The organism is Haloferax sp. Atlit-6N, from assembly GCF_003383195.1.
Lineage (GTDB): Archaea > Halobacteriota > Halobacteria > Halobacteriales > Haloferacaceae > Haloferax > Haloferax gibbonsii.
Genome location: NZ_QEQJ01000001.1, coordinates 679,945 through 706,394 on the forward strand (window position 1 = coordinate 679,945; position 26,450 = coordinate 706,394).

At 68.7% G+C, this 26,450-nt stretch carries 28 protein-coding genes, 1 tRNA gene and 1 other RNA gene; 19 read left to right on the forward strand and 11 right to left on the reverse strand.

Annotated features, from left to right (window positions below; all coding sequences use genetic code 11):
- Positions 1-74 precede the first annotated feature (74 nt).
- Both DEQ92_RS23730 and DEQ92_RS23735 read right to left on the reverse strand, forming a co-directional pair.
- Positions 75-248 (reverse strand): hypothetical protein, encoded by a 174-nt coding sequence (locus DEQ92_RS23730; RefSeq protein ID WP_172795723.1) that lies wholly within the window; start codon positions 246-248, stop codon positions 75-77.
- Between the two features lie 145 nt (positions 249-393).
- Positions 394-549 carry a hypothetical protein gene (locus tag DEQ92_RS23735; RefSeq protein WP_197092914.1) on the reverse strand — a complete coding sequence of 52 codons (156 nt, stop codon included), beginning with the start codon at positions 547-549 and terminating at the stop codon, positions 394-396.
- A 189-nt stretch (positions 550-738) separates the two neighbouring features.
- Between DEQ92_RS23735 and hisF the strand changes: the two genes are divergently transcribed.
- Both hisF and DEQ92_RS03510 read left to right on the forward strand, forming a co-directional pair.
- Positions 739-1,551, forward strand: a complete 813-nt coding sequence (gene hisF, locus DEQ92_RS03505) for an imidazole glycerol phosphate synthase subunit HisF (RefSeq protein WP_115820415.1) — start codon at positions 739-741, stop codon at positions 1,549-1,551.
- 188 nt (positions 1,552-1,739) lie between these two features.
- The gene (locus tag DEQ92_RS03510; RefSeq protein ID WP_115820416.1) at positions 1,740-2,300 is read left to right on the forward strand and encodes a DUF1684 domain-containing protein; all 561 of its coding nucleotides are present in this window, start codon (positions 1,740-1,742) and stop codon (positions 2,298-2,300) included.
- 51 nt (positions 2,301-2,351) lie between these two features.
- Here DEQ92_RS03510 and DEQ92_RS03515 read toward each other — a convergent pair whose 3' ends face one another.
- Together DEQ92_RS03515 and DEQ92_RS03520 are read right to left on the reverse strand one after the other, a co-directional pair.
- On the reverse strand, positions 2,352-2,642 hold the full coding sequence (locus DEQ92_RS03515; protein WP_004043899.1) for a DNA-directed RNA polymerase subunit L: 291 nt from the start codon (positions 2,640-2,642) through the stop codon (positions 2,352-2,354).
- Between the two features lie 26 nt (positions 2,643-2,668).
- Entirely contained in the window at positions 2,669-3,661 is a 993-nt protein-coding gene (locus tag DEQ92_RS03520; RefSeq protein WP_115820417.1) for an MBL fold metallo-hydrolase, read from the reverse strand.
- 167 nt (positions 3,662-3,828) lie between these two features.
- Between DEQ92_RS03520 and DEQ92_RS03525 the strand changes: the two genes are divergently transcribed.
- Positions 3,829-4,980 (forward strand): J domain-containing protein, encoded by a 1,152-nt coding sequence (locus DEQ92_RS03525; protein WP_115820418.1) that lies wholly within the window; start codon positions 3,829-3,831, stop codon positions 4,978-4,980.
- Positions 4,981-5,042: 62 nt separating this feature from the next.
- Entirely contained in the window at positions 5,043-5,717 is a 675-nt protein-coding gene (locus DEQ92_RS03530) for an MBL fold metallo-hydrolase (RefSeq protein WP_115820419.1), read from the forward strand.
- A gap of 411 nt (positions 5,718-6,128) precedes the next feature.
- On the opposite strand, the gene DEQ92_RS03535 is transcribed toward DEQ92_RS03530, so the two are convergent.
- Together DEQ92_RS03535 and DEQ92_RS03540 are read right to left on the reverse strand one after the other, a co-directional pair.
- Positions 6,129-6,755: a uracil-DNA glycosylase family protein gene (locus tag DEQ92_RS03535; protein WP_082220638.1), complete on the reverse strand. Its 627-nt coding sequence runs from the start codon at positions 6,753-6,755 to the stop codon at positions 6,129-6,131.
- Between the two features lie 124 nt (positions 6,756-6,879).
- A complete protein-coding gene (locus DEQ92_RS03540) occupies positions 6,880-7,353 on the reverse strand; it encodes a DUF5793 family protein (RefSeq protein ID WP_004977575.1) in 474 nt (157 codons plus the stop codon).
- A gap of 140 nt (positions 7,354-7,493) precedes the next feature.
- On the opposite strand from DEQ92_RS03540, the gene DEQ92_RS03545 reads away from it, so the two are divergent.
- The 10 genes from DEQ92_RS03545 to DEQ92_RS03590 all read left to right on the forward strand — a co-directional run bounded on the left by DEQ92_RS03545 (position 7,494) and on the right by DEQ92_RS03590 (position 17,210).
- Positions 7,494-7,862, forward strand: a complete 369-nt coding sequence (locus DEQ92_RS03545; protein ID WP_049905254.1) for a cupin domain-containing protein — start codon at positions 7,494-7,496, stop codon at positions 7,860-7,862.
- Between the two features lie 100 nt (positions 7,863-7,962).
- Positions 7,963-8,460: a hypothetical protein gene (locus DEQ92_RS03550; protein ID WP_004977578.1), complete on the forward strand. Its 498-nt coding sequence runs from the start codon at positions 7,963-7,965 to the stop codon at positions 8,458-8,460.
- A 135-nt stretch (positions 8,461-8,595) separates the two neighbouring features.
- The gene (locus DEQ92_RS03555) at positions 8,596-10,257 is read left to right on the forward strand and encodes a type II/IV secretion system ATPase subunit (protein WP_115804943.1); all 1,662 of its coding nucleotides are present in this window, start codon (positions 8,596-8,598) and stop codon (positions 10,255-10,257) included.
- A 1-nt stretch (position 10,258) separates the two neighbouring features.
- Positions 10,259-12,385, forward strand: coding sequence for a type II secretion system F family protein (locus tag DEQ92_RS03560; protein ID WP_115820420.1), 2,127 nt, complete (start codon positions 10,259-10,261; stop codon positions 12,383-12,385).
- An 85-nt stretch (positions 12,386-12,470) separates the two neighbouring features.
- Complete coding sequence (locus DEQ92_RS03565; protein ID WP_004977582.1) at positions 12,471-13,124, forward strand: class I SAM-dependent methyltransferase; 654 nt, start codon at positions 12,471-12,473, stop codon at positions 13,122-13,124.
- A gap of 125 nt (positions 13,125-13,249) precedes the next feature.
- Positions 13,250-14,278: an NAD(P)/FAD-dependent oxidoreductase gene (locus DEQ92_RS03570; RefSeq protein ID WP_004977584.1), complete on the forward strand. Its 1,029-nt coding sequence runs from the start codon at positions 13,250-13,252 to the stop codon at positions 14,276-14,278.
- Between the two features lie 122 nt (positions 14,279-14,400).
- Positions 14,401-15,603 (forward strand): DUF4382 domain-containing protein, encoded by a 1,203-nt coding sequence (locus DEQ92_RS03575; RefSeq protein WP_115820672.1) that lies wholly within the window; start codon positions 14,401-14,403, stop codon positions 15,601-15,603.
- Positions 15,604-15,780: 177 nt separating this feature from the next.
- Positions 15,781-15,851: transfer RNA gene (locus tag DEQ92_RS03580), tRNA-Gly, on the forward strand.
- Between the two features lie 113 nt (positions 15,852-15,964).
- Positions 15,965-16,735, forward strand: coding sequence for an SDR family oxidoreductase (locus tag DEQ92_RS03585; RefSeq protein WP_050458854.1), 771 nt, complete (start codon positions 15,965-15,967; stop codon positions 16,733-16,735).
- Positions 16,736-16,934: 199 nt separating this feature from the next.
- Positions 16,935-17,210 (forward strand): twin-arginine translocase TatA/TatE family subunit, encoded by a 276-nt coding sequence (locus DEQ92_RS03590; protein WP_004977587.1) that lies wholly within the window; start codon positions 16,935-16,937, stop codon positions 17,208-17,210.
- A 167-nt stretch (positions 17,211-17,377) separates the two neighbouring features.
- On the opposite strand, the gene ffs is transcribed toward DEQ92_RS03590, so the two are convergent.
- Together ffs and DEQ92_RS03600 are read right to left on the reverse strand one after the other, a co-directional pair.
- An RNA gene (gene ffs / locus DEQ92_RS03595) (signal recognition particle sRNA) lies at positions 17,378-17,689 on the reverse strand.
- A 150-nt stretch (positions 17,690-17,839) separates the two neighbouring features.
- Positions 17,840-18,253 (reverse strand): hypothetical protein, encoded by a 414-nt coding sequence (locus DEQ92_RS03600; protein ID WP_004977588.1) that lies wholly within the window; start codon positions 18,251-18,253, stop codon positions 17,840-17,842.
- A 93-nt stretch (positions 18,254-18,346) separates the two neighbouring features.
- On the opposite strand from DEQ92_RS03600, the gene DEQ92_RS03605 reads away from it, so the two are divergent.
- From DEQ92_RS03605 to DEQ92_RS03615, 3 genes are read left to right on the forward strand one after another with little or no spacing between them, the layout of a single operon-like run.
- Positions 18,347-19,498 carry an acetyl-CoA acyltransferase gene (locus DEQ92_RS03605; RefSeq protein WP_004977589.1) on the forward strand — a complete coding sequence of 384 codons (1,152 nt, stop codon included), beginning with the start codon at positions 18,347-18,349 and terminating at the stop codon, positions 19,496-19,498.
- Positions 19,498-19,875, forward strand: a complete 378-nt coding sequence (locus tag DEQ92_RS03610) for an OB-fold domain-containing protein (protein WP_004977590.1) — start codon at positions 19,498-19,500, stop codon at positions 19,873-19,875. Before DEQ92_RS03605 ends, DEQ92_RS03610 begins: the two co-directional genes overlap by 1 nt.
- Positions 19,876-19,915: 40 nt before the next feature.
- Positions 19,916-20,383, forward strand: a complete 468-nt coding sequence (locus tag DEQ92_RS03615) for a hypothetical protein (RefSeq protein WP_115804696.1) — start codon at positions 19,916-19,918, stop codon at positions 20,381-20,383.
- A 39-nt stretch (positions 20,384-20,422) separates the two neighbouring features.
- Here the strand turns inward: DEQ92_RS03615 and DEQ92_RS03620 are convergent, their stop codons facing one another.
- The 3 genes from DEQ92_RS03620 to DEQ92_RS03630 all read right to left on the reverse strand — a co-directional run bounded on the left by DEQ92_RS03620 (position 20,423) and on the right by DEQ92_RS03630 (position 23,236).
- Positions 20,423-21,238 (reverse strand): hypothetical protein, encoded by an 816-nt coding sequence (locus DEQ92_RS03620; RefSeq protein ID WP_050458852.1) that lies wholly within the window; start codon positions 21,236-21,238, stop codon positions 20,423-20,425.
- An 81-nt stretch (positions 21,239-21,319) separates the two neighbouring features.
- A complete protein-coding gene (locus DEQ92_RS03625; RefSeq protein WP_004977593.1) occupies positions 21,320-22,408 on the reverse strand; it encodes an NADH:flavin oxidoreductase/NADH oxidase in 1,089 nt (362 codons plus the stop codon).
- A gap of 63 nt (positions 22,409-22,471) precedes the next feature.
- Positions 22,472-23,236: a carbon-nitrogen hydrolase family protein gene (locus DEQ92_RS03630; RefSeq protein WP_115820421.1), complete on the reverse strand. Its 765-nt coding sequence runs from the start codon at positions 23,234-23,236 to the stop codon at positions 22,472-22,474.
- A 118-nt stretch (positions 23,237-23,354) separates the two neighbouring features.
- Between DEQ92_RS03630 and DEQ92_RS03635 the strand changes: the two genes are divergently transcribed.
- Both DEQ92_RS03635 and DEQ92_RS03640 read left to right on the forward strand, forming a co-directional pair.
- Positions 23,355-24,614 carry a HEAT repeat domain-containing protein gene (locus DEQ92_RS03635; RefSeq protein ID WP_115820422.1) on the forward strand — a complete coding sequence of 420 codons (1,260 nt, stop codon included), beginning with the start codon at positions 23,355-23,357 and terminating at the stop codon, positions 24,612-24,614.
- A 126-nt stretch (positions 24,615-24,740) separates the two neighbouring features.
- The gene (locus DEQ92_RS03640; protein ID WP_115820423.1) at positions 24,741-26,429 is read left to right on the forward strand and encodes a phosphatidylserine/phosphatidylglycerophosphate/cardiolipin synthase family protein; all 1,689 of its coding nucleotides are present in this window, start codon (positions 24,741-24,743) and stop codon (positions 26,427-26,429) included.
- The last annotated feature ends 21 nt before the right edge of the window (positions 26,430-26,450 follow it).

Here is a 26,450-nt window from a genome sequence, read left to right on the forward strand (position 1 = left end):
GCGCCGGGGGTCGTAAAAGCGGAGAGAACGCGGAAGTTCGTACAAATTGCCGGTTCCGGGGGTCCCGAGCGCGCTTACGCCAGCGCCAGCGGGAGGCCGAACACGACGACGAGGCCGACGACGAGAACGAGGATACCGGTCGTGACCTGACTCATCGAGAACTCCTGCATCGGAGAGGTGACGCGGGCGTCCTCGTCCGCGTGGTGGTCGTCGTGTCCGTGGCCGCCGTGGTCGTGGTCGTCGCTCATACGCGGGGCGACGGGTTCGCGGTACAAAAACGCACCTAACCGTCGTCCGCGGACGGCGCGACCGGCGCGGCCGGAGCGGGCGGCGAGTCGGCAGCCAGTCGCGGGAGAACGCCTCGCCGGACGGGGCAGGACCGGAACAGCACGGTCAGGTCCGGGACAGATACAGCACGACCACAAACGCGAGCGCGAGCGGGAGGAACGGAGTCGCGGCGTCGAGCGGGACCAGAAGCGCCACTATCGCGGCCATCACCACGAACTCGACGACCACCAGTAGGCTGAGTAGCTCGGCTGAATCCACCATCGTTCGGACTGGAATCGCGTCGTGGTTCTCACGGACGGGTCATCAAGGTGGCTCTACCGCGGGGAACGGCGAGGGAACCGGCTCAGTCTCGCGGACACCGAGCGACTCGGCGAGGTGGTCGGAATTCCGCCCACCACCTGCCGTAGTCGAAACGGTGAAACGGCTCTTTCGCCAACGATTCGGTAGCGAATGCTCACGAAGCGCATCATCCCCTGTATCGACGTCGACCTCGACGAGGACGGGAACCCGGCCGTCTACACCGGCGTCAACTTCGAGGACCTGAAGTACACGGGCGACCCGGTCGAGATGGCCAAACTGTACAACGAGGCGGGCGCGGACGAGTTCGTCTTCCTCGACATCACCGCCTCCGCAGAGGGGCGCGAGACGATGCTCGACACCGTCTCGAAGGTCGCAGACGAGGTGTTCATCCCGCTGACCGTCGGCGGCGGTATCCGCACCCGCGACGACATCAAAGAGACGCTCCGCGCCGGCGCGGACAAGGTCTCTATCAACACCGCGGCGCTCCAGAACCCCGACCTCATCGAGGAGGGCGCGCGCTCCTTCGGCAGCCAGTGCATCGTCATCTCGGTGGACGCCCGGCGACGCTACGACGAGGACGGCGAGCACTACGTCGAGGTCGACGGCGAGTCCTGCTGGTTCGAGTGTACGGTCAAAGGCGGCCGCGAGGGAACCGGCGTCGACGTGGTCGAGTGGGCCCGCGAGGCCGAATCGCGCGGCGCGGGCGAGCTGTTCATCAACTCCATCGACGCCGATGGGACGAAAGACGGCTACGACATCCCGCTGACGAAGGCCGTCTGCGACAGCGTCTCGACGCCCGTCATCGCCTCCTCCGGCTGTGGCGGCCCCGAAGACATGTACGAGGTCTTCACCGAGGCCGGCGCGGACGCGGGCCTCGCCGCTTCTATCTTCCACTTCGACGAGTACACGATTCAGGACGTCAAAGAGTACCTCGACGAGCGCGACGTGCCGGTGCGACTGTAAGCGTCCGCGTCCCTTCTCCGACACTCTTCGTCTCTCTTCGCTCCTCTTCGTCCTTCTTCGTCCTTCTTCGTCCCTCTTTCCGCGCCCGCCGCCGGCCCCGCCCGCCACCGACCCTGCCCGCCGGTCGTGCGCCCCCAGCACAGTCGGAACTAATCTTAACCCGCTCGCGCGCCGTATCTCGACCCGAGATGACCGACGACCCGTGGCTCGACGCCCTCCGAACGCACCGCGAAGAGAAGGACCGCTATCTCGCCGCGGACCGAAACTCGCCGATTCCGCCGGACCAGCGGGAGTTCTTCGACGGCCTCGACTACTTCGACCCCGACCCCGACCTCCGGTTCGAACTCGAACTCCGGGCGTACGACGACCCCGAGCGCATCACTATCGGCACCTCGACCGACGGCGAGCGCGAGTACCTCGCGTGGGGGCGCTTCGAGTTCGAGGTCGACGGAGAGGCATACTCCCTCGACGCCTATCGCGCCGACGCCGACGAGGACCGCCTGTGGGTTCCCTTCCGCGACGAGACGAACACCGAGGAGACCTACGGGGCCGGCCGCTACCTCGACCTCGAAGCCGCGGACCGGACCGACGACGGTCGGTGGGTGGTCGACTTCAACGACGCGTACAACCCGTTTTGCGCCTACTCGCCGCGCTACGAGTGTCCGCTCGTCCCGATGGAGAACTGGCTCGAAGTCCGTATCGAAGCCGGCGAGAAGGACTACGAGGGACCGGGCGGCGGAGACGAGTAACCGAGAAACGCGCCGCTCACGGTCGGAGCGAAACGAGAGAGAACCCGCAGATTACGCGTCGATACCGGCGCGGTAGGCGTCGGTGAAGTCGTCGGCGGTGCGCTGGACGCCGCGGGCGGCCTCCGCGAGCGCGTCGAGGGGGTCGACGCCGGACTCCGTCTTGATAGAGAGGACGGGGTCCGTCTGTCCGCCGGACTGCTCGGGGTTCACGTCGTAGGTCGCGGCCGTGACGGTGTCGGTCTGGAGGAGTTCGCCCTTCAGGACGTTCATGAAGGTGTGGTCCTCGCCGCCGATTTCGATGCGGAGTTCCTCGTCGGTCTTGTCGATGACCCGCAGTTCCATGGCTCTCCGTTCCCTCCAGCGGCGTTTTAACGTTTCGTCTCGGGGACCGCGACCAGTTCGTCGAAGTCCGGGTCCGCGTCGAGGAGTTCGTACCGCCCGTCGCCGTCTGGGGCCGCGACGACGCCCTCGGCGACGAGGTGGTCCAAGTGGGCGAACGCCTCGCCGGGGCCGTGGAGAATGTGGATGGCCGAGAGGTCGCCGAACAGGCGCGCGCTCACGGTCCACGCGTCGGCCGGGCCGTGTTCGTCGAGGACCGAGACGACGCGCTCGGTGCGCTCGCGGTGGTGCTCGGCGATGACGCGCGCCCGGCCGGCGGGGTCGTCGATGGGGTCGCGGTGGCTGGGCCACGCCCGCGCGAAGTCGAGGTCGACGAGGCGCGCGAGGCTGTCGAGGTAGGTTTCGAGCGGGCGGTCGACCCGGAGGTCCGCGCCGCCGACGTTCGGGGTGTACTTCGGGAGAATCGCGTCGCCGACGAACGCCTCGCGGCCGCGCTCGCCGTCGAAGGCGAAGGCGCTCAGCCCCGCGGCGTGGCCGGGGAGGTGGACGACTTCGAGGTCGCCGTCGCCGGCGGCGATGCGGTCGCCGTCCTCGACGGGCGTCACGTCCACGCGGTCGCCTCGGAGGTCGTCGTGGCCGTCGAGGAACGCGGTCACTTCGGCGAGCGGTTCCTCGGGAATACGCCACTCCCCGAAGCGGCGCTCGCGAATCTCGCGCTCGGCCGCGATGGCGTCTGGGTCGCCCGCGACGATGCCCGCGTCGTCGGCGTGGACGTACACCGGCGCGCCGCTTTCGGCCTGCAGTTCGCCCGCGAGACCGGCGTGGTCGGCGTGCCAGTGGGTGAGGACGATTGCTTCGAGGTCGGCGACCCCGTAGCCGGCCGCGTCGAGTCCCTCGCGGAGGTCTCGGCGAACCGAGTCGGTCGCGACGCCGGCGTCGACCAGCGTCGGCCGGTCGCCGGGGAGGAGGTAGGCGTTGTTCAAGCCCTCGAAGACGGTGTTACCCAGCCGTATCCGTTCCATGCGGCCACCTGGCCGTCGAGCTTCATGATTATTCCGAATGGTCTTGGCGGCCCCAGCGTCCCGCGGTTTGTCGGGCGGTCGCCGTCGGCCGGTCCGTTGACGGCCCGGCTTGCCGACCGAACGCCCGGTACATTCAAAAGCCGGCGTTGCATCGAATCGCACGTCGAATGCCGGTGGACTTCTACGAACTCCTCGGGGTCGAACGCGACGCCGAGACGGCGGAGATAAAGCAGGCCTTTCGTCAGCGCGCTCGGGAGTACCACCCCGACGTCAACGACGACGAGCGAGCGACCGCGCAGTTCACCGTCGTCCGGAAGGCCTACGAAGTCCTCACCGACGACGCCGAGCGCGCCGACTACGACCGGATGGGCCACGGGACGTACGTCGAGAAGCGCCTCGACGGTCTGACGAAGTTCAAATACCCCGGGAAAGCCGGAGAGGACGGCGGTTCCGGCGGGTCGAACGCCGGCGACCGGTCGACTTCGAGTCGGTCGTCGGGGCGGTCGTCTTCGTCCACAACATCGTCTTCGTCCTCGTCGTCCTCGTCGCGGTCCACTTCTTCGTCGTCCCGGTCGTCGTCCTCCCGACGGTCGAGTTCCGGACGTGCGTCGTCTTCGTCCTCGACCGCGAGTTCGTCGCGGTCGAATCGGACGAGTCGCTCGCGCACCTCGGGGTCGGCTTCCTCGTCGTCCTCGTCGCGGTCCACGGGCTCCACACAGTCGACCACCGCGGGCGGGTCGTCGCGCACCCGCGCCCGAAACTCGCAGTCCGGTCGGACGGGGACGACCGGCCGGTTCGAACGCGAGCGCGGCGGGTCCGAGTCGGCGGCAGCGACCGCGTCCGGGTCGACGAACCCGCTTTGGTACGGGTGGGGCGTCTCGCTCCTCGCGCTCCTCGCGTACCTCGGCGGCTTCGCGTGGCACCTCGCGGGCGACGGCGCGGGATTCGTGACCGCGCTCGCGTCGCTCGACACCGCCGCGCCCGCCACTGGACTCCTCGCGTCGTCGCCGCTGTCGCTGCCGAGCCTCGCGGCCCTGCAAGCCGCGGCCTCGACGTCGACGCCGACGGTGCTCGTCTTCCCGGTCGCGGCGGCGCTGCTCGCCGTCTCGCTCGCCGCTGTCATCGCTCGGTTCGGCCACGCGTGGACCACGTGGTTCTACGCGCTCGCGGCGACCGTGCCGCTGGCGCTCGTGGCGGCCGGCGCGGTCGGCGTCGGGCGACCCGTCGCGGTCGACCTCCTCGGGTTCGTCGTCTGTCCGCTCCTCGGAGCCGGCGGATTCGTCGTCGACGCGGGTCGGTATCTCTTCGCCTCGCGGTAACGTCTCGAACCGCGGCGTCGCCGTCGCCCACGGTTTTTGTCGTTCGCGTCCGACGGTTCGGTATGGCCATCCCGACCGACTCGGTCCGGCGGTTCCGACTCCGCGGCGTGAACGCGTACCTCGTCTCCGACGGCTCGGAGACGGTGCTCGTCGACGCCGGGACGCCGCGGGACCGCGACCGACTCCTCCGCGGTCTCGCCCGCGTGGACCTCGACCCCGGCGCTATCGACCGGGTGCTCGTGACCCACTTCGACCTCGACCACGTCGGGACGCTCGCCTCGCTCAGCCTCCGCGACGACGTGCCGATTCACCTCGCCGAGCCGGACGCCTCGCACCTGACAGGCGCGTCGAAGCCGTCGCTCCGGTCGGCGAAGGGCGCGGCGCAGCGCGTGCTCACGTCGTTTCTCGACCGACCGACGAACCCCGTGGAGGTCGTCCGCGACGGCGACGAGCCCGGCGGCTTCGTCGCGTATCGGACGCCGGGACACACCCCCGGCCACACCGCGTTCGTCCACGAGGACCACGGCGTCGCGTTCGTCGGCGACATGGTCCGCGAGTCGAACGGGAGCCTCGGGCTGTTGCCGGGGGTACTCGCGACCGACGCCGCGGAGAACAGGCGGAGCGTCCGCGAGTTCGCGGCGCGCTGTCCGCCGGTCGACGTGGTCGCCATGGGACACGGCGAACCGGTCACGGCGTACGGATACGGCGCGCTGAAGCGACTCGCGGACAGGCTCTAATCCGACATCGACCGCTCTCGGGAGGTATTACGCGGTCGCGTGACGGCGAGAAACCGAGCTGTCGCTCGTGTCTGAGTTAAGAGCGGGGACCGCGGCCGAGCGCAGGTCCCCGGACTGACCAAGCCACTGTGAGGAGCACCAGTCTCACAGCTGCCTGACGCGCCCGGCGGAAGTGAATCGAACCACGCGCGTCAACACCACGTTGGACACTAGTTGTAAAAAGTCCTTTGTTATCGCCAATTAGAACCACGCCCTCCAGAACGACTGGATAAATATGCTCTTATGTGAGTCATATAGCCGCATCAACTGAACATATCGTAACCTTCATGGTTGTTACTGGACGAACGAACGGCAGAATCGTGAAGAATCTATCGAATCCGCGGACGACGGTCGAATACGGCGGAAAATACGCTATCTGACCAGGTACGGGTCCGCTCCGGGCATGAAGCGACCGAGGTCTGACTCGCGGCGGAAGTCGGTCGACTGGAGCTCCAGCAGGCCGGCGACGAGTTCGTCGTGGTCGCCGTCGTCCCACTCGTCGGGGTCCTTGATGGGCAACACGAGAAAGCCGCTCCCGCGGAGTTCTTTCCCGTGGAGCGTCTCCATGTCGACGTCGGTCTTCCAGCCGACGGACGTGTAGTTGTTCAGGACGTGCTTCGTCGCCACCGCGCCGACCGGCAGGAGGACGTGGGCGGCGATGGCGCGGAGTTCCGCGTCGAAAAAGCGCTCCATGTCGGTGTAGTCGGCCGCCGACGGCGTCCCGTCCGGCACGCACATATGCAGATACGAGAAGAACGTGCGGTTCACCGTCGGTTCGTCGCCCGCCTCGGCCAGCAACTCGCCGTCTTCGAGCGCCGGGAACAGTCTGTCGCCCGCATCCCCCGAAAAGGGGATACCGGTCTCGATGCCCCCGTGGACGCCGGGGTGGTCGCCGATGACGTGGAAGTCGGCGTTGGCGTCGCCGTAGCCGGGGACGTACCGGTCACACGACGGTCGCATGTCGAACGGGTTTCTCGTGCGGTCGGTTACGTTTCTCACGGTACTCTCTGTGGGAGCGGTCGGTAAAGAAGACGTGGTTCGCCCCGATATCGTACACGAACGAGCGTGAGGGACGCGTCGAGAGAGAACGTCGTCCGCGCGGTCGCCCCGCCGAGGGCCTCGGTCAGAGTTCGACGCCCGAGGGGATGAGGCTCTGGCTCCGCAGGAGCGTCCCGTCGCCGTCGTAGACGAGGAACGTCGATTTCTCGAAGGTCTCGAAGTGGTCGCCCTCGATGGCCACGTCGACGCGGTAGCGGCCCTCGTCGTCGCCCGCGGCGCGCCCGTACTCGCGGGCCGCACGGATGAAGTCCAACACGTCGTCGGCGCGAGCGTTGAGTTCGAGGACGTAGTCGCCGGTGAGTCGGTCCGTCACGCTCACGACGCCTCGGGCGTCGGAGTCGTCGACGGAGTCTTGCAGCCGAAAGGAGACGTCCAGTTCCTCCGCGGCGAGCACGTCGCCGCTGGTCGAGAGGAACCGCGACCGGAGCTCCTCGGCCGGGCCGTAGAAGTCGATAGATACCGTCGGTTGGCGAGGGTCGCCGTCGTCCTCGTACCAATCGACATCGCGGACATCGAGTTCGAAGTAGTCACGCCGCATTCCGTACTGTCGATTGTACTGCGCGGCCTATTAACGTGACGCCGCCGGACCCTCGTTCCGACGCCGAAACCGGCCGATTACGCCGGTTCGACGCGCTCTCGACGCAACGGTTATCGGCCGCCGCCGCGAGCGGACCGCATATGGAACCCGTCAACCTCGACGAGAGCTTCGCGTCGTTCGACGAGACGTGGGCCCCGAGAATCGCCGCGGAGCTGAACGACTACGCGGTGAAGGTCGCGAAACTCGACGGCGAGTTCGTCTGGCACGCCCACGACGAGACCGACGAGCTGTTTCTCGTCCGCGACGGGCGGCTTCGAATCGAGTTCCGCGACCGCGACGACGCGGTACTCGGGTCGGGCGACCTCCTCGTGGTCCCCCGCGGCGTCGAACACCGGCCCGTGGCGCTCGAACCGACCGAGGTCCTCCTCGTCGAGCCGACCGAGACGCTCAACACCGGCGACGCCGAGGCGAGCGACCTGACTCACGGCGACCCCGAACGGCTCTCCTGAGGGGTGGCCGGGCGTGTTCGTTCCCGACCGCGGCCCCGTCGTCTCGTCGGCCCGCCCCTACTGTCGGTAGTTTTTACCTGTCAGCCCGTGCGATTGTCCTATGGTCTGGGTCCGCTCCGAACACGCGGGTGCGCTGGCCGTCGTCTCGACGTGGCTCTGTGCGCTCCTCCCGTGGAACGTCACGTACACGCCGAACCTCTCGGGCGTGAGCCTGCTTTTCGTCCGGTTCCCCTTCGCCGAGATTCAGTTCGCGTGGGGCCTCTCCAGCCGCGTCGCGGTCAGGAGCCCGCTGTCCGCGCTGTCGCTCCAGTCGGGACAGACCGTCGCGGTCGCCTACCAGGCGTGGGTCGTCGGCGCGGCCGTCCTGGCGCTCGCGGTCCTGTTCTCGCTGGTCTACTACCTGCGCGACGAGCGGGTCGAAGCCGGGCCGGTCGACCCCGTTCGGGTCCTCGGCGGCCTCCTCGGCGTCGTCGGCGTCGTCCTCGCCGCGTCGACGTATCTGCTCGCGACGCGCGGGCTTCCGGGCATCCCGCTCCCGCTCGGCGTCGTCATCTCGCTCGTTCTCGCCGGCGTGCTCCTGACGGTCGACCGGACCTGAACGCGAGCCGTGGGCCGGGTCGTTCTCGCCGAGTGACAGTCTCCCGCGCGGACCTTTTAAGTTCCAACCCCCCATACCTCCCGACCAACCAACCGGGTGACGATGGCACGAGATATCACGAGCGAGACGAAGGCGATGCGCGACCCGCGGGGCGACCGAGGGGTGTTGAGACTCCTCGCCGACGGGGAGTTCGACGCCGCGACCGCCGAGACCCAGCGGCTCCTGCGCCGGACCGCGGAGATGCTCCGGGGGTCGAAGCTCGACGTGCTCCCGCTGACGCCGGACGACACGCCGCTCGGGACCTACGAGATTCCCGAGGGCCACGAGGAGGTCGAGCGTTACTGGGTGAACGCCCCATTCGCCTACGTCGTCGTCACCTACGACACGGACGCGACCGCCCACCAGTACCACACCGTCGAACCCGACCTCGACGAGTTCGAGGCGTCGCTGCTCGAACGCGTTCGAACCGACGTGCGCGACCCGCTTTTGTACCGCCGCGAGGCGGACCCGCGGACCGAGTCGGCGCTCGTCGAAGAGCTCCAGTCGCTTCTCGAACAGTACGGGCTGGAACTCGACATGAACACCTTCTACACGCTGTTGTACTACCTCCGGCGGGACTTCCACGGCTACGGTCGCCTGGACCCGCTGATGAAGGACCCGCACATCGAGGACATCTCGTGTGACGGCTACGACCTGCCGCTTTTCGTCTACCACGACGAGTACACGGACATCGCCACCAACGTCTCGTTCGAGGCCGAGGAACTCGACAACTTCGTCATCCGCCTCGCCCAGCGCTCCGGCCAGCACATCAGCGTCGGCGACCCCGTCCTCGGGACGACGCTCCCGAACGGCGCGCGCGCCGAGTTGGCCCTCGGCGAGGAGGTCACCCCGCGCGGGTCGGCTTTCACCATCCGCCTCTACGCCGAAGAGCCGTTCACGCCCATCGACCTCGTTCGCTACGGCACGTTCTCCATCGAGCAGATGGCCTACCTGTGGCTCTGTATCGAACACAACAAGAGCCTCATCTTCGCGGGCGGCACCGCCTCGGGGAAGACCACCTCGATGAACGCGGTGTCGATGTTCGTCCCCCCGCGGTCGAAGGTGCTGTCCATCGAGGACACCCGCGAACTCGCGCTCTACCACGATAACTGGCTGTCGTCTGTCACCCGCGAGCGCCTCCACGAGGGGACCGACATCTCGATGTACGACCTGCTTCGCTCGGCGCTCCGGCACCGCCCCGAGTACATCATCGTCGGCGAGGTCCGCGGCGACGAGGCCGTGACGCTGTTCCAGGCGATGAACACGGGGCACACGACGTTCTCGACGATGCACGCCGACAGCATCGAGACGGTCATCAACCGCCTCGAAAACGAGCCCATCAACGTCCCGCGCGCGATGGTGCAGTCGCTCGACCTGCTGTGCGTCCAGACGCTCACCCGCCACGACGGCGAGCGCGTCCGCCGCTCGCAGACTATCGGCGAAATCGGCGACATCGACCAGCGGACCGGCGAACTCGACTACTCGTCGGCGTTCGCGTGGGAGCCAGAGACCGACACGTTCAGTCAGAACGACAGCTCGCTGCTCACCGAAATCCAGCGCGAAAACGGCTGGTCGCGGACGGAGCTCCGTCGGGAACTCCGTCGCCGCGAGGTGTTCCTCAAGTACCTCCTCGACAAGGACGTCTCGGACTACCGGCGGTTCACCGCGCTCATCAACGAGTACTACGCGGACTCCGAGGACGTGATGCGGCGCGTCGAGGCCGACGAGGACATCGTCGACGCCGGCACGGAGGCCTGAGATGGCCGCCGCGCAGTACCTGTACCTGCTCCCCCTCGTTCTCGCCGTCCTCCTCGTTCTCCCCGTCGTCCTGTCGCCGGTGAGCCGTTCGGCCGACCTCCTCGTCTCGCGGGTCTCCCTCTCCGTCTTCGGCTTCTACGTCGCCAACGAGAACCCCCGGCGCAGGGAGCAGCGAAACCAACTGCGAGCGGCCCACGTGAGCGTCACCCACCGCGTGTACGCCTCGCGGACGCTCCTCATGGCGGCCGTCTTCGGCGTCGCCGGGAGCGTCTTCGGCGTCTATCTCGCCGCGGTGACCCTCGAAACGCTCGCCGTTCAGTCCGAGGCGATTCGCGAAGTTCTTCCGGCCGCCCTCGGCTTCCTCGGCGGGCTCACGAGCATCCAGGCGCTCCCGCTCCGCGACCTGTTTCTCGCGCTCTTGCTTTCGAGCGCGACGCTCGGGGCGCTCCTCGCGCTCGGCGTCTACTGGGGTCGGTGGTACGTCCTCACCGAGCGCGCCCGCACCCGCTCGTCGGAAATCGAGGCGACGCTCCCGCGGACGGTCGCGTTCGTCTTCGCGCTGTCGCGGTCGGGGATGCCGTTCCCGCAGGTGCTGGAGACGCTGGCCCGAAACGAGGCAATCTACGGCGAGGCGGCGCGGGAGGTCAGCATCGTCGTCCGCGACATGGACGCCTTCGGCACCGACGTGCTCTCCGCCCTCCAGACGATGGCCACGCGGACGCCGAGTCCGAGCCTCGAAGAGTTCGCCGAGAACCTCGCCAGCGTGCTGGGGAGCGGTCGCAACCTCTCGTCGTTCCTCCAAGAGCAGTACGAGCGGTTTCAGGCGGAGGCGGAGGCTCAACAACAGCAGTATCTCGACCTCCTGTCGACGTTCGCCGAGGTGTACGTCACCGTCCTCGTGGCCGGGCCGCTGTTTTTCATCACCGTCCTCGTCGTCATCGGTCTCGTCCTCGCGGACACGCTGACGCTCATCCGAATCGTCGGCTACCTCGGCATCCCGCTGGCGAGTTTCGGCTTCGTCGTCTACATCGACAGCATCACCGAGTCGCTCCGGGGCGCGGCGGTCGCCGACGACGACGCGGAGACCGCGGGCGCGTCGCTCCGGCGCATCGACGCGACTGGCGGCGTCGGTTCGGCCCCGGCGACCGACGGCGGCGAGACCGACGCCGGAGGCGACCCGTGGCGCGCGAACCGCGAGCGACTCGCCGCCTACGACCGGTTCCGCGCGGTTCGCGACTGGTTCGACCGCCCGCTCGACACCCTCGGCCGCCATCCGCTCGCCACGCTCGCGCTCACCGTTCCGCTGGGGCTCGTCTGGGTCGCCCTGCGGACCACGTTCCCCGCGGACCCGACGCTCCTCGGCGTCGCCGACGCGGTGGACCAACACGTCGTGGAGGCCGCAATCGGCGCGCTCGTCGTCGTCTCGGCGTTTCACGAGCTTCGGAAGCGGCGGATTCGCGCCATCGAGCGGAGCATGCCCGACTTCCTCGACCGCCTCGCGAGCGTCAACGAGGCCGGACTGACGGTCGTCCAGAGCCTCCGCCGGGTGTCCGCGTCGGACCTCGGCCCCCTCGGCGACGAGGTCGACCGCGCCGTCCGCGACATCGACTGGGGGGCCGACGCCCAGACCGCGCTCCGGCGGATGGACCGCCGGACGACGAGTCCGATGGTGTCGCGGTCGGTGACGCTCATCACCAACGCGATGAGCGCGAGCGGCGACCTCGCGCCCGTGCTCCGCATCGCGGCCAACGAGGCCCAAGACAGCCGCCGACTCGCCCGCGAGCGGAACCAGGAGATGGTCACCTACCTGCTCGTCATCTACATCTCGTTTCTCGTCTTCCTCGGCATCGTCGCCGCGCTGACGGTGTCGTTCATCCCGGCGGTCGAGCAGGCCAGCGCCGGTGCCATCGGCTCCGGCGAGGTCGCGGGCGTCACCTCCGGCGCGTTCTCCGGCCTCCGCGACGTGAACACCGCCTCCTACACGCTGTTGTTCTTCCACGTCACGGCGATTCAGGGGCTCTGCTCGGGACTCATCGCCGGACAGCTCGGCGAGGGACAGGTCGCCGACGGGGTCAAACACGCCGCCGTCCTGCTCGTCATCACCTACGTGACGTTCATGTTCATCTGAACCGGCGCGGCTCGGCCGACGACCGGAGCCGCCGGCCGCGCCCGCGACCCGTGCGGTCTTTGTCTCGCCGCCTCGACCGACCGGCATGGACGGAGACGAACCCCGAGACGGGGTCCGCGAGACGTACGACCGCATCGCGTCGCACTTCGCGTCGACCCGCGAGTACCCGTGGCCCGAAGTCGAGTCGTTCGTCGCCGACGCGACCGAGTCGGGGGCGGCGGCCCGCGCGCTCGACCTCGGCTGTGGCAACGGCCGGCACGTGGAACTCCTCGCCGCGCACGCCGAGGAAGTCGTCGGCCTCGACGTGAGCCGCGGCCTGCTCGACGAGGCGGTCGCGAGAGCGGCCGAGCGCGGCTTCGACGCCGGACTCGTGCAGGGCGACGCCTCGCGGCTCCCCTTCGCCGACGACGCCTTCGACCTCGCGGTGTACGTGGCGACGATTCACCACCTCGCGCCGCGGGCGGCGCGCGTGGCGAGCCTGAACGAACTCGCGCGCGTGCTCGACGCCGACGGCCGCGCGGTCGTCAGCGCGTGGAGCACCGCCCACGACACGTTCGACCGCGAGGACGGCTTCGACACGACGGTCGACTGGACGCTCCCCGGCGGCGAGACGGTGCCCCGATTTTACCACATCTACGCGCCCGACGAGTTCGACGCCGACCTCGACGCGAGCGACCTCGCGGTCGTCGAATCGACGGTGTCCAGCGGGAACTGCTACGCCGTCGTCGCGGGCCGCTGAACGTCGGTTGGGGACTGCGGGCGTCGCGGGCGCGGCTCGCAGTGTTAATTGCTAACACGTTCCGGGTGGATGCCGGCCGCGCACAGGTGATGTGGGCTTAAGAGCGCCGGGACGAATCTCCGTGTATGACCGAGACCGACGAACCACGGGAGTACGAGGTTGTCGTCGTTGGCGGCGGCCCCGCGGGGCTCCAGACCGCGCTCTACACGACGCGGCTGGGCCACGACACCGCGCTCGTGGACCGCGGCGGCGGCCGCGCGGCCATGATGCTCGACACGCACAACGTCATCGGCGTCACCGAGGACGTCTCCGGCAACGAGTTCCTCGAAACGGCGCGCGGGCAACTCGAAGACTACGGGACCGACATCCACCGCGACTTCGTGACCGACGCGGAGCGGTTGGACGACGGCCGGTTCCGCCTCGTCGGCAACGAGGGCGAGTTCGTCGCCGACCGCGTCGTCCTCGGCGTCGGCTTCAACGACGAGCGACCCGACCCGCCACTTCCCCGCACCGGGAAGGGCCTGCACTACTGTCTGCACTGCGACGCCTACATGTTCGTCGACGAGTCGGTGTACGTGATGGGCCACTCGGACTCCGCGGCCTACGTCGCCATGATAATGCTCAACTTCACCGACGAGGTGGACCTGCTGCTCCGCGGCGACGAGCCGACGTGGTCCGACGAGACGGACGAACTCGTCCGCGCGCACCCCGTCGACATCGTCGAATCGGAGATTTCGGGCATGACGAAGCGCGACGACGGCTGGCTGGAGAGCTTCGAGTTCGAAGACGGCACCGTCCGCGAGTACAAAGGCGGCTTCGCCATGTACGGCTCGAACTACAACACGACGCTGTTCGAGGCGCTCGACGTGGAGCTCAACGACGACGAGACGGTCCCGGTGGACGACCACGGCCGGACCAACGTCGACGGCGTGTTCGCGGTCGGCGACATCACCCCCGGTCACAACCAGATTCCGGTGGCGATGGGCAAGGGAGCGAAAGCCGGCATCGCCATCCACATGGAGCTCCGCGAGTTCCCCAAGAGCCTCGACGAGATTCGCGCCGAGGGCGCGGTGAGCGTCGACGACGTGCCCGGTATCTCCCCCGGACTGCTCGACAAGGCGAAACAGTTTAACGAGTCACACGCGGACGACTGAGGCCGTAATTCGGCGAAATTCGGTGAAAACCGAGGCGTACGAACACCCTTCTAAAGTTCTCTCGGCCAGTACGGTCTCCCACGATGAAACGTACTGGACTTGCGACTGTCTTGCTCGCGCTCATGGTCGTACTGGCCGGCTGCGCGGGCGGGACCGGCACGCTGACCGAGACGCAGACCGACGGGGCCGCCGACGCGACGACGACCGCGTCGTCCGACGGCGACGCCGCCCGGACGGGGACCGTGAACTTCTACGTGAGCGACGAGCAGAACGCCATCGCCGACTTCGAACACCTCAACGTCACCATCGAACGCGTGACGCTCGTCCGCGCGGACGGCGACGCCGAGTCGGAGACCGAGGTCGAAACCGAGGACGCAGACTCCGAGTCCGCCGAGAACGACACGAACGCCGACGCGGAGGCGAACGCGAGCGTCGAGGTCGAACTCGAAGCCAACGCGACGGCGAACGCGACGAACGCGTCCGCCTCGACCAACGGGTCGGTCGACGCTGACGCCGACGCCGACGCCGAGGTCGAAGAATCGGCCGAAGCGAACGACACCGACGCGGCCGAAGGCGAGTCGAGCGTCACCTACGAGGTCGACAACGTGACCGTCGACCTGACCGAACTGCAGGGCGAAAACGCGAGTCTCGTCGGCGAGTACGACGTGCCGGAGGGCAACTACACGAAGGTCTTCGTGCACGTGAGCGACGTGAACGGGACGCTGAAGACCGGCGAACGGGTCAACGTGAAGCTCCCGAGTAACAAGCTTCAGCTCAACACGGACTTCGAAGTCGGCAACGGCGAATCCGTCGACTTCGTCTTCGACATCACGGCGTTCGAGGCGGGCGGCAGCGGGAAGTACATCCTCAAGCCCGTCGTGAGCGAGTCCGGGACGGACGTGCCGATTACGAAGGTCGGCGCGGAAAAGAAGGCAGACGCGGAACCCGAGGCCGAGGCTGAGGCGAACGCCGAGGTCGAAGCGGGCGAAAACGGGACCGACGACGGCGAGCGCGCCGAAGTCGACGCCGAGAGCGACCTCACCGTGAGCTTCGACGGGAACGTCTCCGCCGGCGAGAACGTGACGGTGGTCGTCACGCGGAACGGGACGCCCGTGGAGAACGCGACGGTGACGATAAACGGCGAGACCGCCGGCACGACCGACGCCGACAGCGAGTTAGGCATCGCCATCCCCGACGAGCGGGACGTGACGGTCGTCGTCGTCGACGGTGAGACCGAGGCCGAGACGGAGTTCGAGTTCGAGTTCCTCGGGAGCGCCCCCGACAACCCCGCAGAGGGCGGCGAATCGACCTCCCTCGTCGCCTGACCGAAAAGGTAACATCCTTATTGGGGCGTCGAGAATGAAGGGATAGACGCGACGTTCGCGCGCACCGGTGTCTCGGCCGAGCGAAGCGAGACCGAGGCTCGGTGCGAGCGAGTGAAGCGAGCGAGCACCGGTGTTGAGACGGACGGAGTCCGTCGATGCACGGTGCGAATGAAATGAGCACCGGTGGTCTAATGGTAAGACATTGGCCTTCCAAGCCAATTATCTGGGTTCGATTCCCAGCCGGTGCATCTTCTCCGGACCGCTGTTCGCCACGGAGAGCGTTCAGCGACTCTCACGTCGTCGGAACTGGCGGTCATCCTTAACTATCGTTCCCACCATATTCGTGTGAGGTGTATTACAGATGAGTCTGCTCGACGGCCGCGTCGCGGTCGTCACCGGCGGTAGCTCGGGTATCGGACGGGGAATCGCGCTGGCCTACGCCGAGGCGGGCGCGGACGTGGTTGTCTGCGACATCCGCGAAGAGCCGAAGGAAGGCGGCGCGCCGACCCACGAGAAAATCGAATCGGACACCGACTCGTCGGCGACGTACGTCGAACTCGACGTGACCGACCCGGCCGCGTTCGAGGAGGCGATGGACGCCGCCGAGGCGTTCGGGGGCGTGGACGTGATGGTGAACAACGCCGGCATCTGGCGGCCCGAGGAGTTCCTCGAAGTCACCGAAGCGGAGTTCCAAGAGATGATGGACATCAACCTGAAGGGCGTCTACTTCGGGGCGCAGGCGGCCGCAACGCGGATGGTCGAGTCCGGCGGCGGAAGCATCATCAACGTCTCCAGCGTCAACGGCATCTTCGGCAACGGTAACTACCCGACGTACAGCGCGTCGAAGGGGGCCGTCCGGACGCTCTCGTACTCGCTCGCCCACGGGCTCGGCGGGGACAACGTCCGGGTGAACGCGATTCACCCCGGCGCTATCAAGACCAAAATCGGCCCGGAAGGGGCCGAGGAGACGAGCGAGGAACAGATGGCGCAGCTGAACGCGATGATTCCGCTCGGTCGGCAGGGCGAACCGGACGACGTGGCCGGCGTGGCGGTCTTCCTCGCCAGCGACCTCTCGAAGTACGTCACCGGCGAGTCCATCGTCGTCGACGGCGGCTGGACCAGTTGGCGGTGACGCGGGGCTGGCCCGCGGCTGACGCGGTCAGTTCCGAGGTTGAGGCGGGACCGATACGCGGTTGACGCGGTCGGTCCGACGCTCGGTCCGTCGTGCCGCTCGAACGTCCACGAGCCCCCGAGATACGCGGACTACGGCGACTTCGGGTCTCAATCCCGGACCGTCTCTCTTATCTTCCCCCCGAACGTAACCGAACGTAATGCTGGATTCCATTCCGCTGTTCCCCGGACTCCCGGGCGGCCCAGAACTGCTCATCGTCCTGCTCATCATCGTCCTCCTGTTCGGCGCGAACAAACTCCCCCAACTGGCCCGGTCGTCGGGCCAGGCGATGGGCGAGTTCCGCCGCGGCCGCGAGGAGATTGAAGACGAACTGAAGAAGGGCGCAGAGGAAGGCGAGAGCGACGACGACGAAGAAGAAGACGAGACCGAGGCCGCGGCCGAAGCGACCGAGACGGAAGCCGAGAACAAACAGTAAGCGTCTCCCCCGGGGAAACAGACCCCTTGTGCGGTATTTCAGTTCGCCGAGTGCCGACAGTCGCGCGTGCGGTACGCACCGCCGGAGCAAGGGCTCTCAGACGCTGTACGTCGAATCCGCGACCGAGAGACCGGCCGGTCGGCGGGTGACTGCGATGAGGTATGAATGGGTGGACAGCGAGGTTGCCCGGCGTTCCGACGTGGGGAATCCCGGTTGCCTCCTCCACCCCGCGATCCCTCGAGCGACGCACGTCCGATGGTCCGCTGCTCGCTTCCGCGCCTGGCGGGGTACCACCGATGAACCGCGCGAACCCTTCCCTGCGGAAGGGGTACGCGGAGCCGCTGTCCCCGAAGGACGAGGTTTCTACGTTGGCTTCCGGGGCCCGCGCCGGTCTGACCGGACGCGCCCGTGTTCGGTCCCCGCTGAAGACCTATTTCGCGGGTGAAGAGCAGGGCCTAACTGCCCGACCTAGTCCACTCCCTCATTATCCATCGACTGTTAAGGGCCTTTCGACTCGGGTGCGGTGAAATCGAGGGACACCGTCGGGGTGATTCGACGCGGCGCTCCGAGAGCGGAGCGCGAGAAAACGAGTCAATACCGGCGTCGACACCGGCACCGCCGACGCCGGCTTACAACACGCCGCGGGCGTACCACGCGCCGCCGACGAAGGTGACGAACGCGGCGGCCACGACCGACCAGCGGTGGTAGGTGAGCCACGAGTACTGCTGGTCGAAGCTGAACAGGAGCGTCGGGTCGATGGAGAACGACCACAGCGCGGCGATGCCGAGCATCGAAAGCGAGAGGACGAAGGCGAGTCCGGCGGCCGTCGCCGGGTCGGTCCGCTCCTGTCCGCCGGAGAGGAAGACGATGATTTCGAGGAGCGCGAGCATCCCGACGAAGGAGATGCCGACCGGACCGGCGGCGTAGTAGGCGGCCACCTGTCCGTCCCCACCCTCGATGGCGACGGCGGGAATCGCGACGGCGATTGCGAGGAGCAGCGCGCCGACGATTCCGACGGTCGGCGCGAGGCGTTCGGCGTCCATGGCCGGTCGTTCGGGCGACCGACTGATAAACGGTTTGAGACGTGCCGGCGAGGGATTGCCCGGTTTTAAATCGCGCTGCGACGACGTGCGCGTATGGACCGCGTAGCGATTATCGGTGCATCGATGACCCAGTTCGGGCAGCGAGACGCGTGGATTCGCGAACTGCTCGCGGAAGCGGGACAGGCCGCGCTCGCGGACGCCGACGTCTCACCCGACGAAATCGAGCACCTCTACGTCTCGAACATGGCGAGCGGCGAGTTCGAGGGCCAGACGGGCGTCCCGAACGCCCTCGCCCACGACCTCGCGGCGATGCCCGCCTACACCGCCCGAATCGACCAGACCTCCTCGTCCGGCGGCGCGGGCGTCTACGCCGCGTGGCAGTCGGTCGCCTCCGGCGCGTCCGACATGACGATGCTCGTCGGCGGCGAGAAGATGACCCACCGCTCGACCGCCGAGGCGACCGACGTTATCGCCTCGCTGACGCACCCGGTGGAGTACAAACACGGCGTGACGCTCCCCTCCTTCGCGGGGCTGACCGCACGGCTCTACCTCGACACCTACGACGCCCCGCGGGAGTCGCTCGGGAAGGTCGCCGTCAAGAACCACAAAAACGGCGTCGACAACCCCCACGCCCAGTTCCGCAAGGAGGTCGACCTCGACACCGTCATGGACTCGCCGGTCGTCGCCGACCCGCTTCGCCTCTACGACTTCTGTCCCATCACCGACGGCTCGGCGGCGCTCGTCTTCTGCCCCGAGTCGGTCGCCCGCGAGTACACCGACGACTACGCCGTCATCTCCGGCATCGGCGGCGCGACCGATACCCACGTCGTCCACGAGCGCGCCGACCCGACCACGATGGGCGGCGTCGTCAACTCCTCCGAAATCGCCTACGAGATGGCCGACCTCGAACCCGACGACATCGAGGTGGCCGAACTCCACGACATGTTCACCATCCTCGAGTTCCTCCAGTCGGAGGACCTCGGCTTCTTCGAGAAGGGCGAGGGCTGGAAGGCGGTCGAGGAGGGCGTCACGGACCGCGACGGCGACCTTCCCATCAACACGTCCGGCGGCCTGAAGTCGAAGGGCCACCCCCTCGGGGCCTCGGGCGTCGCGCAGGTGTACGAGATTTACAAACAGCTCATCGGTGACGCAGGCGAGCGGCAGGTCGACGCCGACGTGGGCCTCGCGTGCAACGTCGGCGGCTTCGGCAACTGCGTGACCACGACCATCATGGAGTCCCGATAATGTCCGACGACGAACCCGCGATGGAGGCGTACCGCTACCCCGACGGGAGCATCACCTACCCCGGCCACCCGGTCGGTCCCGGCGGCGAGGAACCGGTCGGCACGGTGGACCTCAGCGACTACACGGCGACGGTGCTGACGTGGACCACCTCCACGGCGACGCCGCCGGGCGTCCGCCAGCCAAACACGCTCGCAATCGTCGAGTTCGACGTGGACGGCGAACCCGTCCGCGCCATCGGGCAGGTCACCGGCGAGGACGACGTCGACATCGGCGACGAGGTCCGCCCGGTCTACTGCGAGGAACTCCGCGAACCCGGCGCGGGAATCCGCGAGCCCGCGAGTCAGGAGTGGGACGGCTACCGCTTCGAACCGCTCTGAGCGGGCGAGTGTTGATATAACTACACCTTCTATCTCGCGTATGAACCGCACCAGCGGCGTCACCTTCGCGCGCGACGCGGCGGTCGCCACGGCGGTGTTGGCCGGGCTGTACGGCCTCGGCTACGGCGTCCAGTTCCAACCGTTCCAACTGCCGACGTACCTGCTCATCGTCGGCTTCGACGCCCTCGAAGTCGCGTTCGGCTCCGCGGGCGCGGGCTACGACCTGTTTTTCGCCGCCTATCTCGTCGGCCTCGGCGTCGTCGCCGCGGGCGTCTCCCGTGTCGTCCGCGGGAAGTCGAAGACGACCGGCCTCGCGTGGTGGCGCGTCGGCGCGGCGTCGGCGCTGGCGGTCGTGGGGGTCATCTCGCTGCTGTTCGCGCTGTTGGTCCTCGTCAACGGCGTGCAGTTCACGCCCGTCCTCGTGACCGGCGGCGCGGGCATCGCGCTCCTCGCGCTCGCGGCGTGGGTCGGCGACGTGGTTCGCGTGGACGTTCGACCGGCGCGGTAACCGGGAATCGCTCCGCACGGAGGGCGCGCGTGCCGCCGCTCAGCGGTCGCTCGGCTCGTCGCCCGCATCGGCGTCGGACCCGTCTCCGTCGTCGTCGCCCGCCTCACCGCCCTTCACCTCGCGCTTAATCGACTCCAGTTCGGCGTCGACGTCGACCTTCGGCCCGTCGCTCTCGTCGTCCCCGCCGTCCGGGTCGGCCTCCTCTGTCACGTCGATTCGGACCGGCCCCGTGCCGATCGGCTCGGCGTCGCTGGAGGCGCGGCCCTCGTCGCGGGAACGCCGGGCGTCGTCGCGCCGTTGCCACTCCGATTCGAACGTGCGTTCGTCCTCGCGCCAGCGACGCTCTCGGGTCGTTCGCTCGCGCTCGGCCTCGGTGATTCGCTCGTCGAGTTCGTCGGCGAGCGAGCGGGCGCGGTCCATCACGTCGCGCGCCTCGGGGTTCGTCGGCAGGTCGGCCTCCGACAGCGCGTTTCTGAGTTCGTCGAGGGCGCGGTCGACGCCGGAGACGGCGCTCTTCGGGACGTTCCGCATCCGGGACTCCGTCTCGCTTCTGGCGTCTTCCATCGCGCGGCCGGGGTCGGACAGCCGCATGAGACGGCGGAGGAGTTCGAGGGAGGCGATGGTCGCTTCGAGGACGGCGATGACCGTCGGGATGGTGTACGACTCGGTGAATCGCAGTACCTCGCCGAACGTCGGCGGACGCGGGGGCCGAAAGCGGTCGTCGCCGTAGCCGCGTCGGTCGCGGCCGCGACCGCGGTCGCGCTCCTCGCGGAGTTCCGCGCCGAGTTCGTCGAGCGTGTCCCCGAGTTCGTCGAGTAAGTCGAGGATGTCGTCGTCGCGTCGTCGGTCGCTCATGGCCCACGGTTGGACCGCCGCGGGGATAAGCGTTCGAGGGATTCGAGGGGTGGCGGACCCGCGCGGGTCGGGGTCGGTACCCTACCGGCGCGGGACGGCGCGCTGGTACTGCGGCGGCCACGCCGCGTCGGCGTCGAGTTCCTCGGCGGCGTGGAGCGCGAAGTACGGGTCGCGGAGGTGCTCGCGCCCGACGATGGCGAGGTCGGCCCGGCCGTTGCTGACGACCTCGTCGGCGTGGCGCGCGGTTCGGATACCGCCGACCGCACCGACCATCACGTCGGTCTCCTCGCGGATGACCTCGGCGAAGGGGACCTGATAGCCGGGGCCGGTGTTCGGAATCCGCTGGTCGGGGTGGATGCCGCCGGCGCTCACGTCGACGAGGTCGACGCCGAGGTCGTCGAGGTCGGCCGCGAGGCGGACCGACTGCTCGATGTCCCACGACTCGCGGTCGTTCAGCCAGTCGGTCGCGGAGATGCGGACGAAGACGGGCTTGTCGTCGGGCCAGACCTCGCGGACCGCTTCCGTGACCTCGCGGAGGAGCCGCGTCCGGTTCTCGAAGGAGCCGCCGTACTCGTCGTCGCGGCGGTTCGTGACCGGCGAGAGGAACTCGTGGAGGAGGTAGCCGTGGGCCGCGTGGACCTCGGCGATTTCGAAGCCGGCGTCGAGGGCGCGCTCGGCCGCGGCGCGGAAGTCGTCGACGACGCCGTCGATTCCGTCGGTCGAGAGCTTCCGGAGCGGCGGGGCCTCGCCCTCGTAGGGCCACGGCACGTCGCTGGGGGCGACGGTGGTCCACCCGCCGTCTTCGGGCGCGACCGGCTCGCTCCCTTCCCACGGCCGGGACTTGCTCGCCTTCCGGCCCGCGTGGGCGAGTTGGATTGCCGGTACGCTCCCCATCGACGAGACGAACGAGGTTATCTGCCGGAGCTTCTCGACGTGGTCGTCCGACCAGATGCCGAGGTCGTTCGGCGAGATGCGACCCTCCGGGGAGACGGCCGTCGCCTCGGACATGACGATGCCCGCGCCGCCGACGGCGCGGCTCCCGAGGTGGACGAGATGCCAGTCCTCGGCGAACCCGTCGGTCGAGGAGTACTGGCACATCGGCGAGACCATGATTCGGTTCCGAACCTCGGTGTCGCGGAGCGAGAGCGGCGTAAAGAGCGTGTCCGTCATCGACCCCGATTGGGCGGGGTCGGAAAAACCCCCCTCGGTTCCGGTGATGCAGTCCGGTTTCGGCTACTCCTCCGACCCGACGAACGCGCGCTGTTCGGCGAGCAGGTCGCGGTCGAGCGTCCAGACGAGGTCGCGCTCGCCGCGGTTCAGCGCCGCCGCGACGACGCCGTCGGGTCTGACGACGAGCGAGCGTCCCGCGTACCCCGAGCCCGCGGAGCCGGAGACCGTTCCGCTCCCCGTCCGGTTCGCGCCGACGAGCCACCGCACCCCGTCGAGGGCGCGGGCGCGACAGAGCAGTCGCCAGTTCGTCGAGTGGGCGGCGGGCCACGCGCCGACGACGAACAGGGCGTCGATTCGCTCGTCGGTCAGCGCGGCGCTGTCGCCGACGAAGTTCAGGTCGTAGCAGGTGAGCAGTCCCGTCCGTCCGGCGGGCGTGTCCGTGACGACGAGTTCGTCGCCCGGCGTGACGACCTCGGATTCGCCGCCCCAGAGGTGTCGCTTTCGGTAGACCGCGGCGGAGCCGTCGGGACGGACGTAGGCGGCCGCGTTGTAGAGCGTCTCGCCGTCGCGTTCGAGGTAGCCCGCGAGCACGTCGAGTTCGTTGTCGGCGGCGACGGACGCGAGGAAGTCGGTCGCGCGCTCCCGCGAGATTGCACCGCTGAAGGCGCGGTTGTCCGCGACGAAGCCCGTGAGCGCGTACTCGGAGAACAGCGCGATGTCGACCGACTCGGGGAGGTCGGCGACGCGGGCGCGCACGTCAGCCTCGTTTCGCGCCGGGTCGAGGTCGAACGCCGCGCGCTGTGGCACGGCGATGGTTGGACCGGTCACGCTCGGAGGAACGGACGGGCCGCGAAAAAGTGACCCGGATGGAATCGGCGGTCGGTGCCACCCGGAGACGCGAAGCGAAGGGAAACGCTCTTTTTACAGTCGAACGGACTTCCGGCATATGAGTGACGGGGACGACGATACGACAGAACTCTCGCCCGAGAGCTTCGACGAGCGCCTGACCGAGGCCGAGGAGGCTCTCGAGGCGGCCGAGACCGAAGCCGACCTCGACGAGGTCGAGGCCACGCTCGACGACATCGAGGCCGACGTGGAGGCCGCGGACCTGCCCGAACCGGACGACGAAGACGAGGACGACCCCGCCGAGGAACTCGAATCGCGCCTGTCCGACCTGCGCGACGAACTCGAATCCCAGCGCGGTCCCTACGCCGAAGACGCCGTCGAGACGCTCGAAGAGGCCAAGTCCACCATCGCGGACACCCGGTGGACCGAGCAGGGCGAAGGCGAAATCGTCGCCGCGGTCGAGACGTTCGCCGACGAGTTCAACGGCGTGCTCGACGCGGGCGTCTCGGTCGACGGCGACGACGAGGACGCGCTGACCGCCACCGTCGACGACGCCATCGCGGCCGTCGAAGCCGCCGACCTCGACGCCGACGAGGACGCGGAGACCATCGCGGACCTCATCGAGGTCGCCGACGGCCTCGCGGACGGCCTCGACGACGCCCAGGAGTGGGACGACCTCGAAACGCGAGAGAAGCTCCAAGTGCAGGGCTTCTACGACGTGCTCGGCCACTACAAGGACTACCCGCCGGAGCTGTCGGCGCTGAAGGAACACGAAAAGCGCGGCAACGTCGAGATGATCGCGCTCGCCTTCGAGAGCTTCCAGTCCGACTTCATGCAGGAGTACTGCATCGAGGCGTTCACGCGGATGAACGACGACAGCGCCTACGAGACCATCGAGGGGCAGGCCAAGCGCCGCGACAAGGGCGTCATCAAGGCCATCGGCAAGATGGCCGCCGAGGAGGGCGTCGAGATGCTCGTCGACTACGTCGACACCGACAGCGACCCCGCGCTCCAGAAGGTCGTGTTCAAGGCGCTCGGCGAAATCGGCTCCGAGGAGGCGACCCAGCCCATCGCGAACAAACTCGTCACCGAGAACGACAACGTCCGCTCGGCCGCCGCGCGCGCGCTCGGTCTCATCGGCGACACCCGCGCCGTCGAACCGCTCTCGGACGTCGCCGCCGACGACGACGTGGACTCCGTCCGCGCCAGCGCCGCGTGGGCGCTCCGACAGATCGGCACGGAAGACGCGCTCGAAGCGGCCGCCGGCTACGTCGACGACCGCTCGTTCCTCGTCCAGCGCGAGGCCGAACTCGCCGCCGAGTTCCTCGGCGACGACGTCGAAGCCGAAGCGACCGTCTGAGGCCGCACGACGACGCGACACCCTCGCGGTTCTGCGGTTCTCCTCTCGTGTTCTTTCTCTCGAAACCGCTCGCGCTGAGCCACCGGTCGCGAACGTTTTTGTAGGGTGACGCGACCACCGCGGGGTGTGTCCCGTCGCGCTCTCGTCGCCGCGCTCGCCGCCTCGCTCGTGGTCCTGCTCGCGGCCGTCGTTCCCGCGCCGATAGCGGCCGCGCCGGGCGCGACGAACGCGACGAACGCGACCGACTCGCCCACGCCCGCCGACTCGTCGGCGTCCGGCGGCCCTCGAATCGTCTCCGCGCTGCCCGACCCGGCGACGCCCGGCGACCGCGGGGAGTTCGTCGCCGTCGCCGCGCCCGCGGGAACCGAACTCTCGCTGTCCGACGGCGAAGACACCGTCTCGTTCGCCGCACCCGGCGGGACGGTCGCCGTCGCCGCCGACCCGAACGCGGCGGCGAACCTGACCGACTTCCCCGTCGTCGCGCCCGGCCTCGGCCTCGCCAACGGTGGCGAGACGGTCACGCTCCGCGTCGTCGATGACGGCGGCTACGAGGGAAGCGCCAGCGCCGCCATCGAAGGCGGAGACGGCGTCGTCGCCGACCGCCTTACCTACGACCGGAGCCGCGAGGGCGCGCTCCTCGAACGCCGGGACGGCGCGTGGTCGTGGTGGCCGCGGTCCCTCCCCCGACGGGACGTCGCGACCCACGGCCCCGCGAACGCGACGCTGTTCGTCCTTCCCGACTCGCCCGAGCGCCCGGTCTCGACGCTCCGGTCCGCCGACGAGCGGATTCTGCTCGCCGGCTACGTCGTCTCCTCCGCGCGCGTCGCCGACGAACTCGTCGCCGCCCGCGAGCGCGGCGTCGCCGTGTCGGTGCTGGTCGAAGACAGCCCGATCGGCGGCTTTCCGCGGCGGTCGGCGCGGGTCCTCGACCGCCTCGTCGACGCCGGCGTCTCGGTCCGCGTCGTCGGCGACCCGCACTCGTTTCACCACCCGAAGTACGCCGTCGTCGACGACGCGGCGCTCGTGATGACCGAGAACTGGAAACCGGCCGGGACCGGCGGGCGAAAGAGCCGCGGCTGGGGCGTCGTCGCGCGCTCGCCGAGCGTCGCGTCCGACCTCGCGGCCACCTTCGCTGACGACGCGTCGCTCCCGGGGACGGCCCCGTGGGAGACGTACCGGGTCGGCCGGTCGTTCGTCCGCACCGAGTCGGCGAACGGCTCGTACCCCTCGCGCATCGCCCCCGAGTCCGTTCGAGTCGACCGCATCGCCGTCCTCCGCGCGCCCGACAACGCCGAGTCCGCGGTCGTCTCTCGACTCGACGCCGCCGACGCCCGAATCGACGTGTTACAGCCGACCGTCGAAGCGGACGGGCCGTTCGTCCGCGCGCTCAAGCGCGCCGCCGACCGCGGCGTCCGCGTTCGGCTCCTCCTCGGAAGCGCGTGGTACGTGGAGGAGGAAAACCGCGCGCTCGCGGAGCGGTTGAACGAGTGGGCCGACAGGACCGGAACGCCGCTTTCGGTCCGCCTCGCGCGACCCGGCGGCCGGTACGGCGCGATTCACGCGAAGGGCGTCGTCGCCGACGACACCGCGCTCGTCGGCAGTCTCAACTGGAACCGCCACTCGGCCCGCGAGAACCGCGAAGTCGTCCTCGCGCTGTCGGACCCGGCCGCGGCGGCGTACTTCCGCGGGGCGTTCGCGGCGGACTGGCGGGCGAGCGGGCGCGGGGCGGAGTCGAAGCCGGGGCTCGTCGCCGCGGCCGCCCTCGCGGTCGTCGTCGGAGTCGCGGCGCTCAGGCGACTGGAGTTCGAAGAATAAAATAAGTGTCCGCGTGAGCCG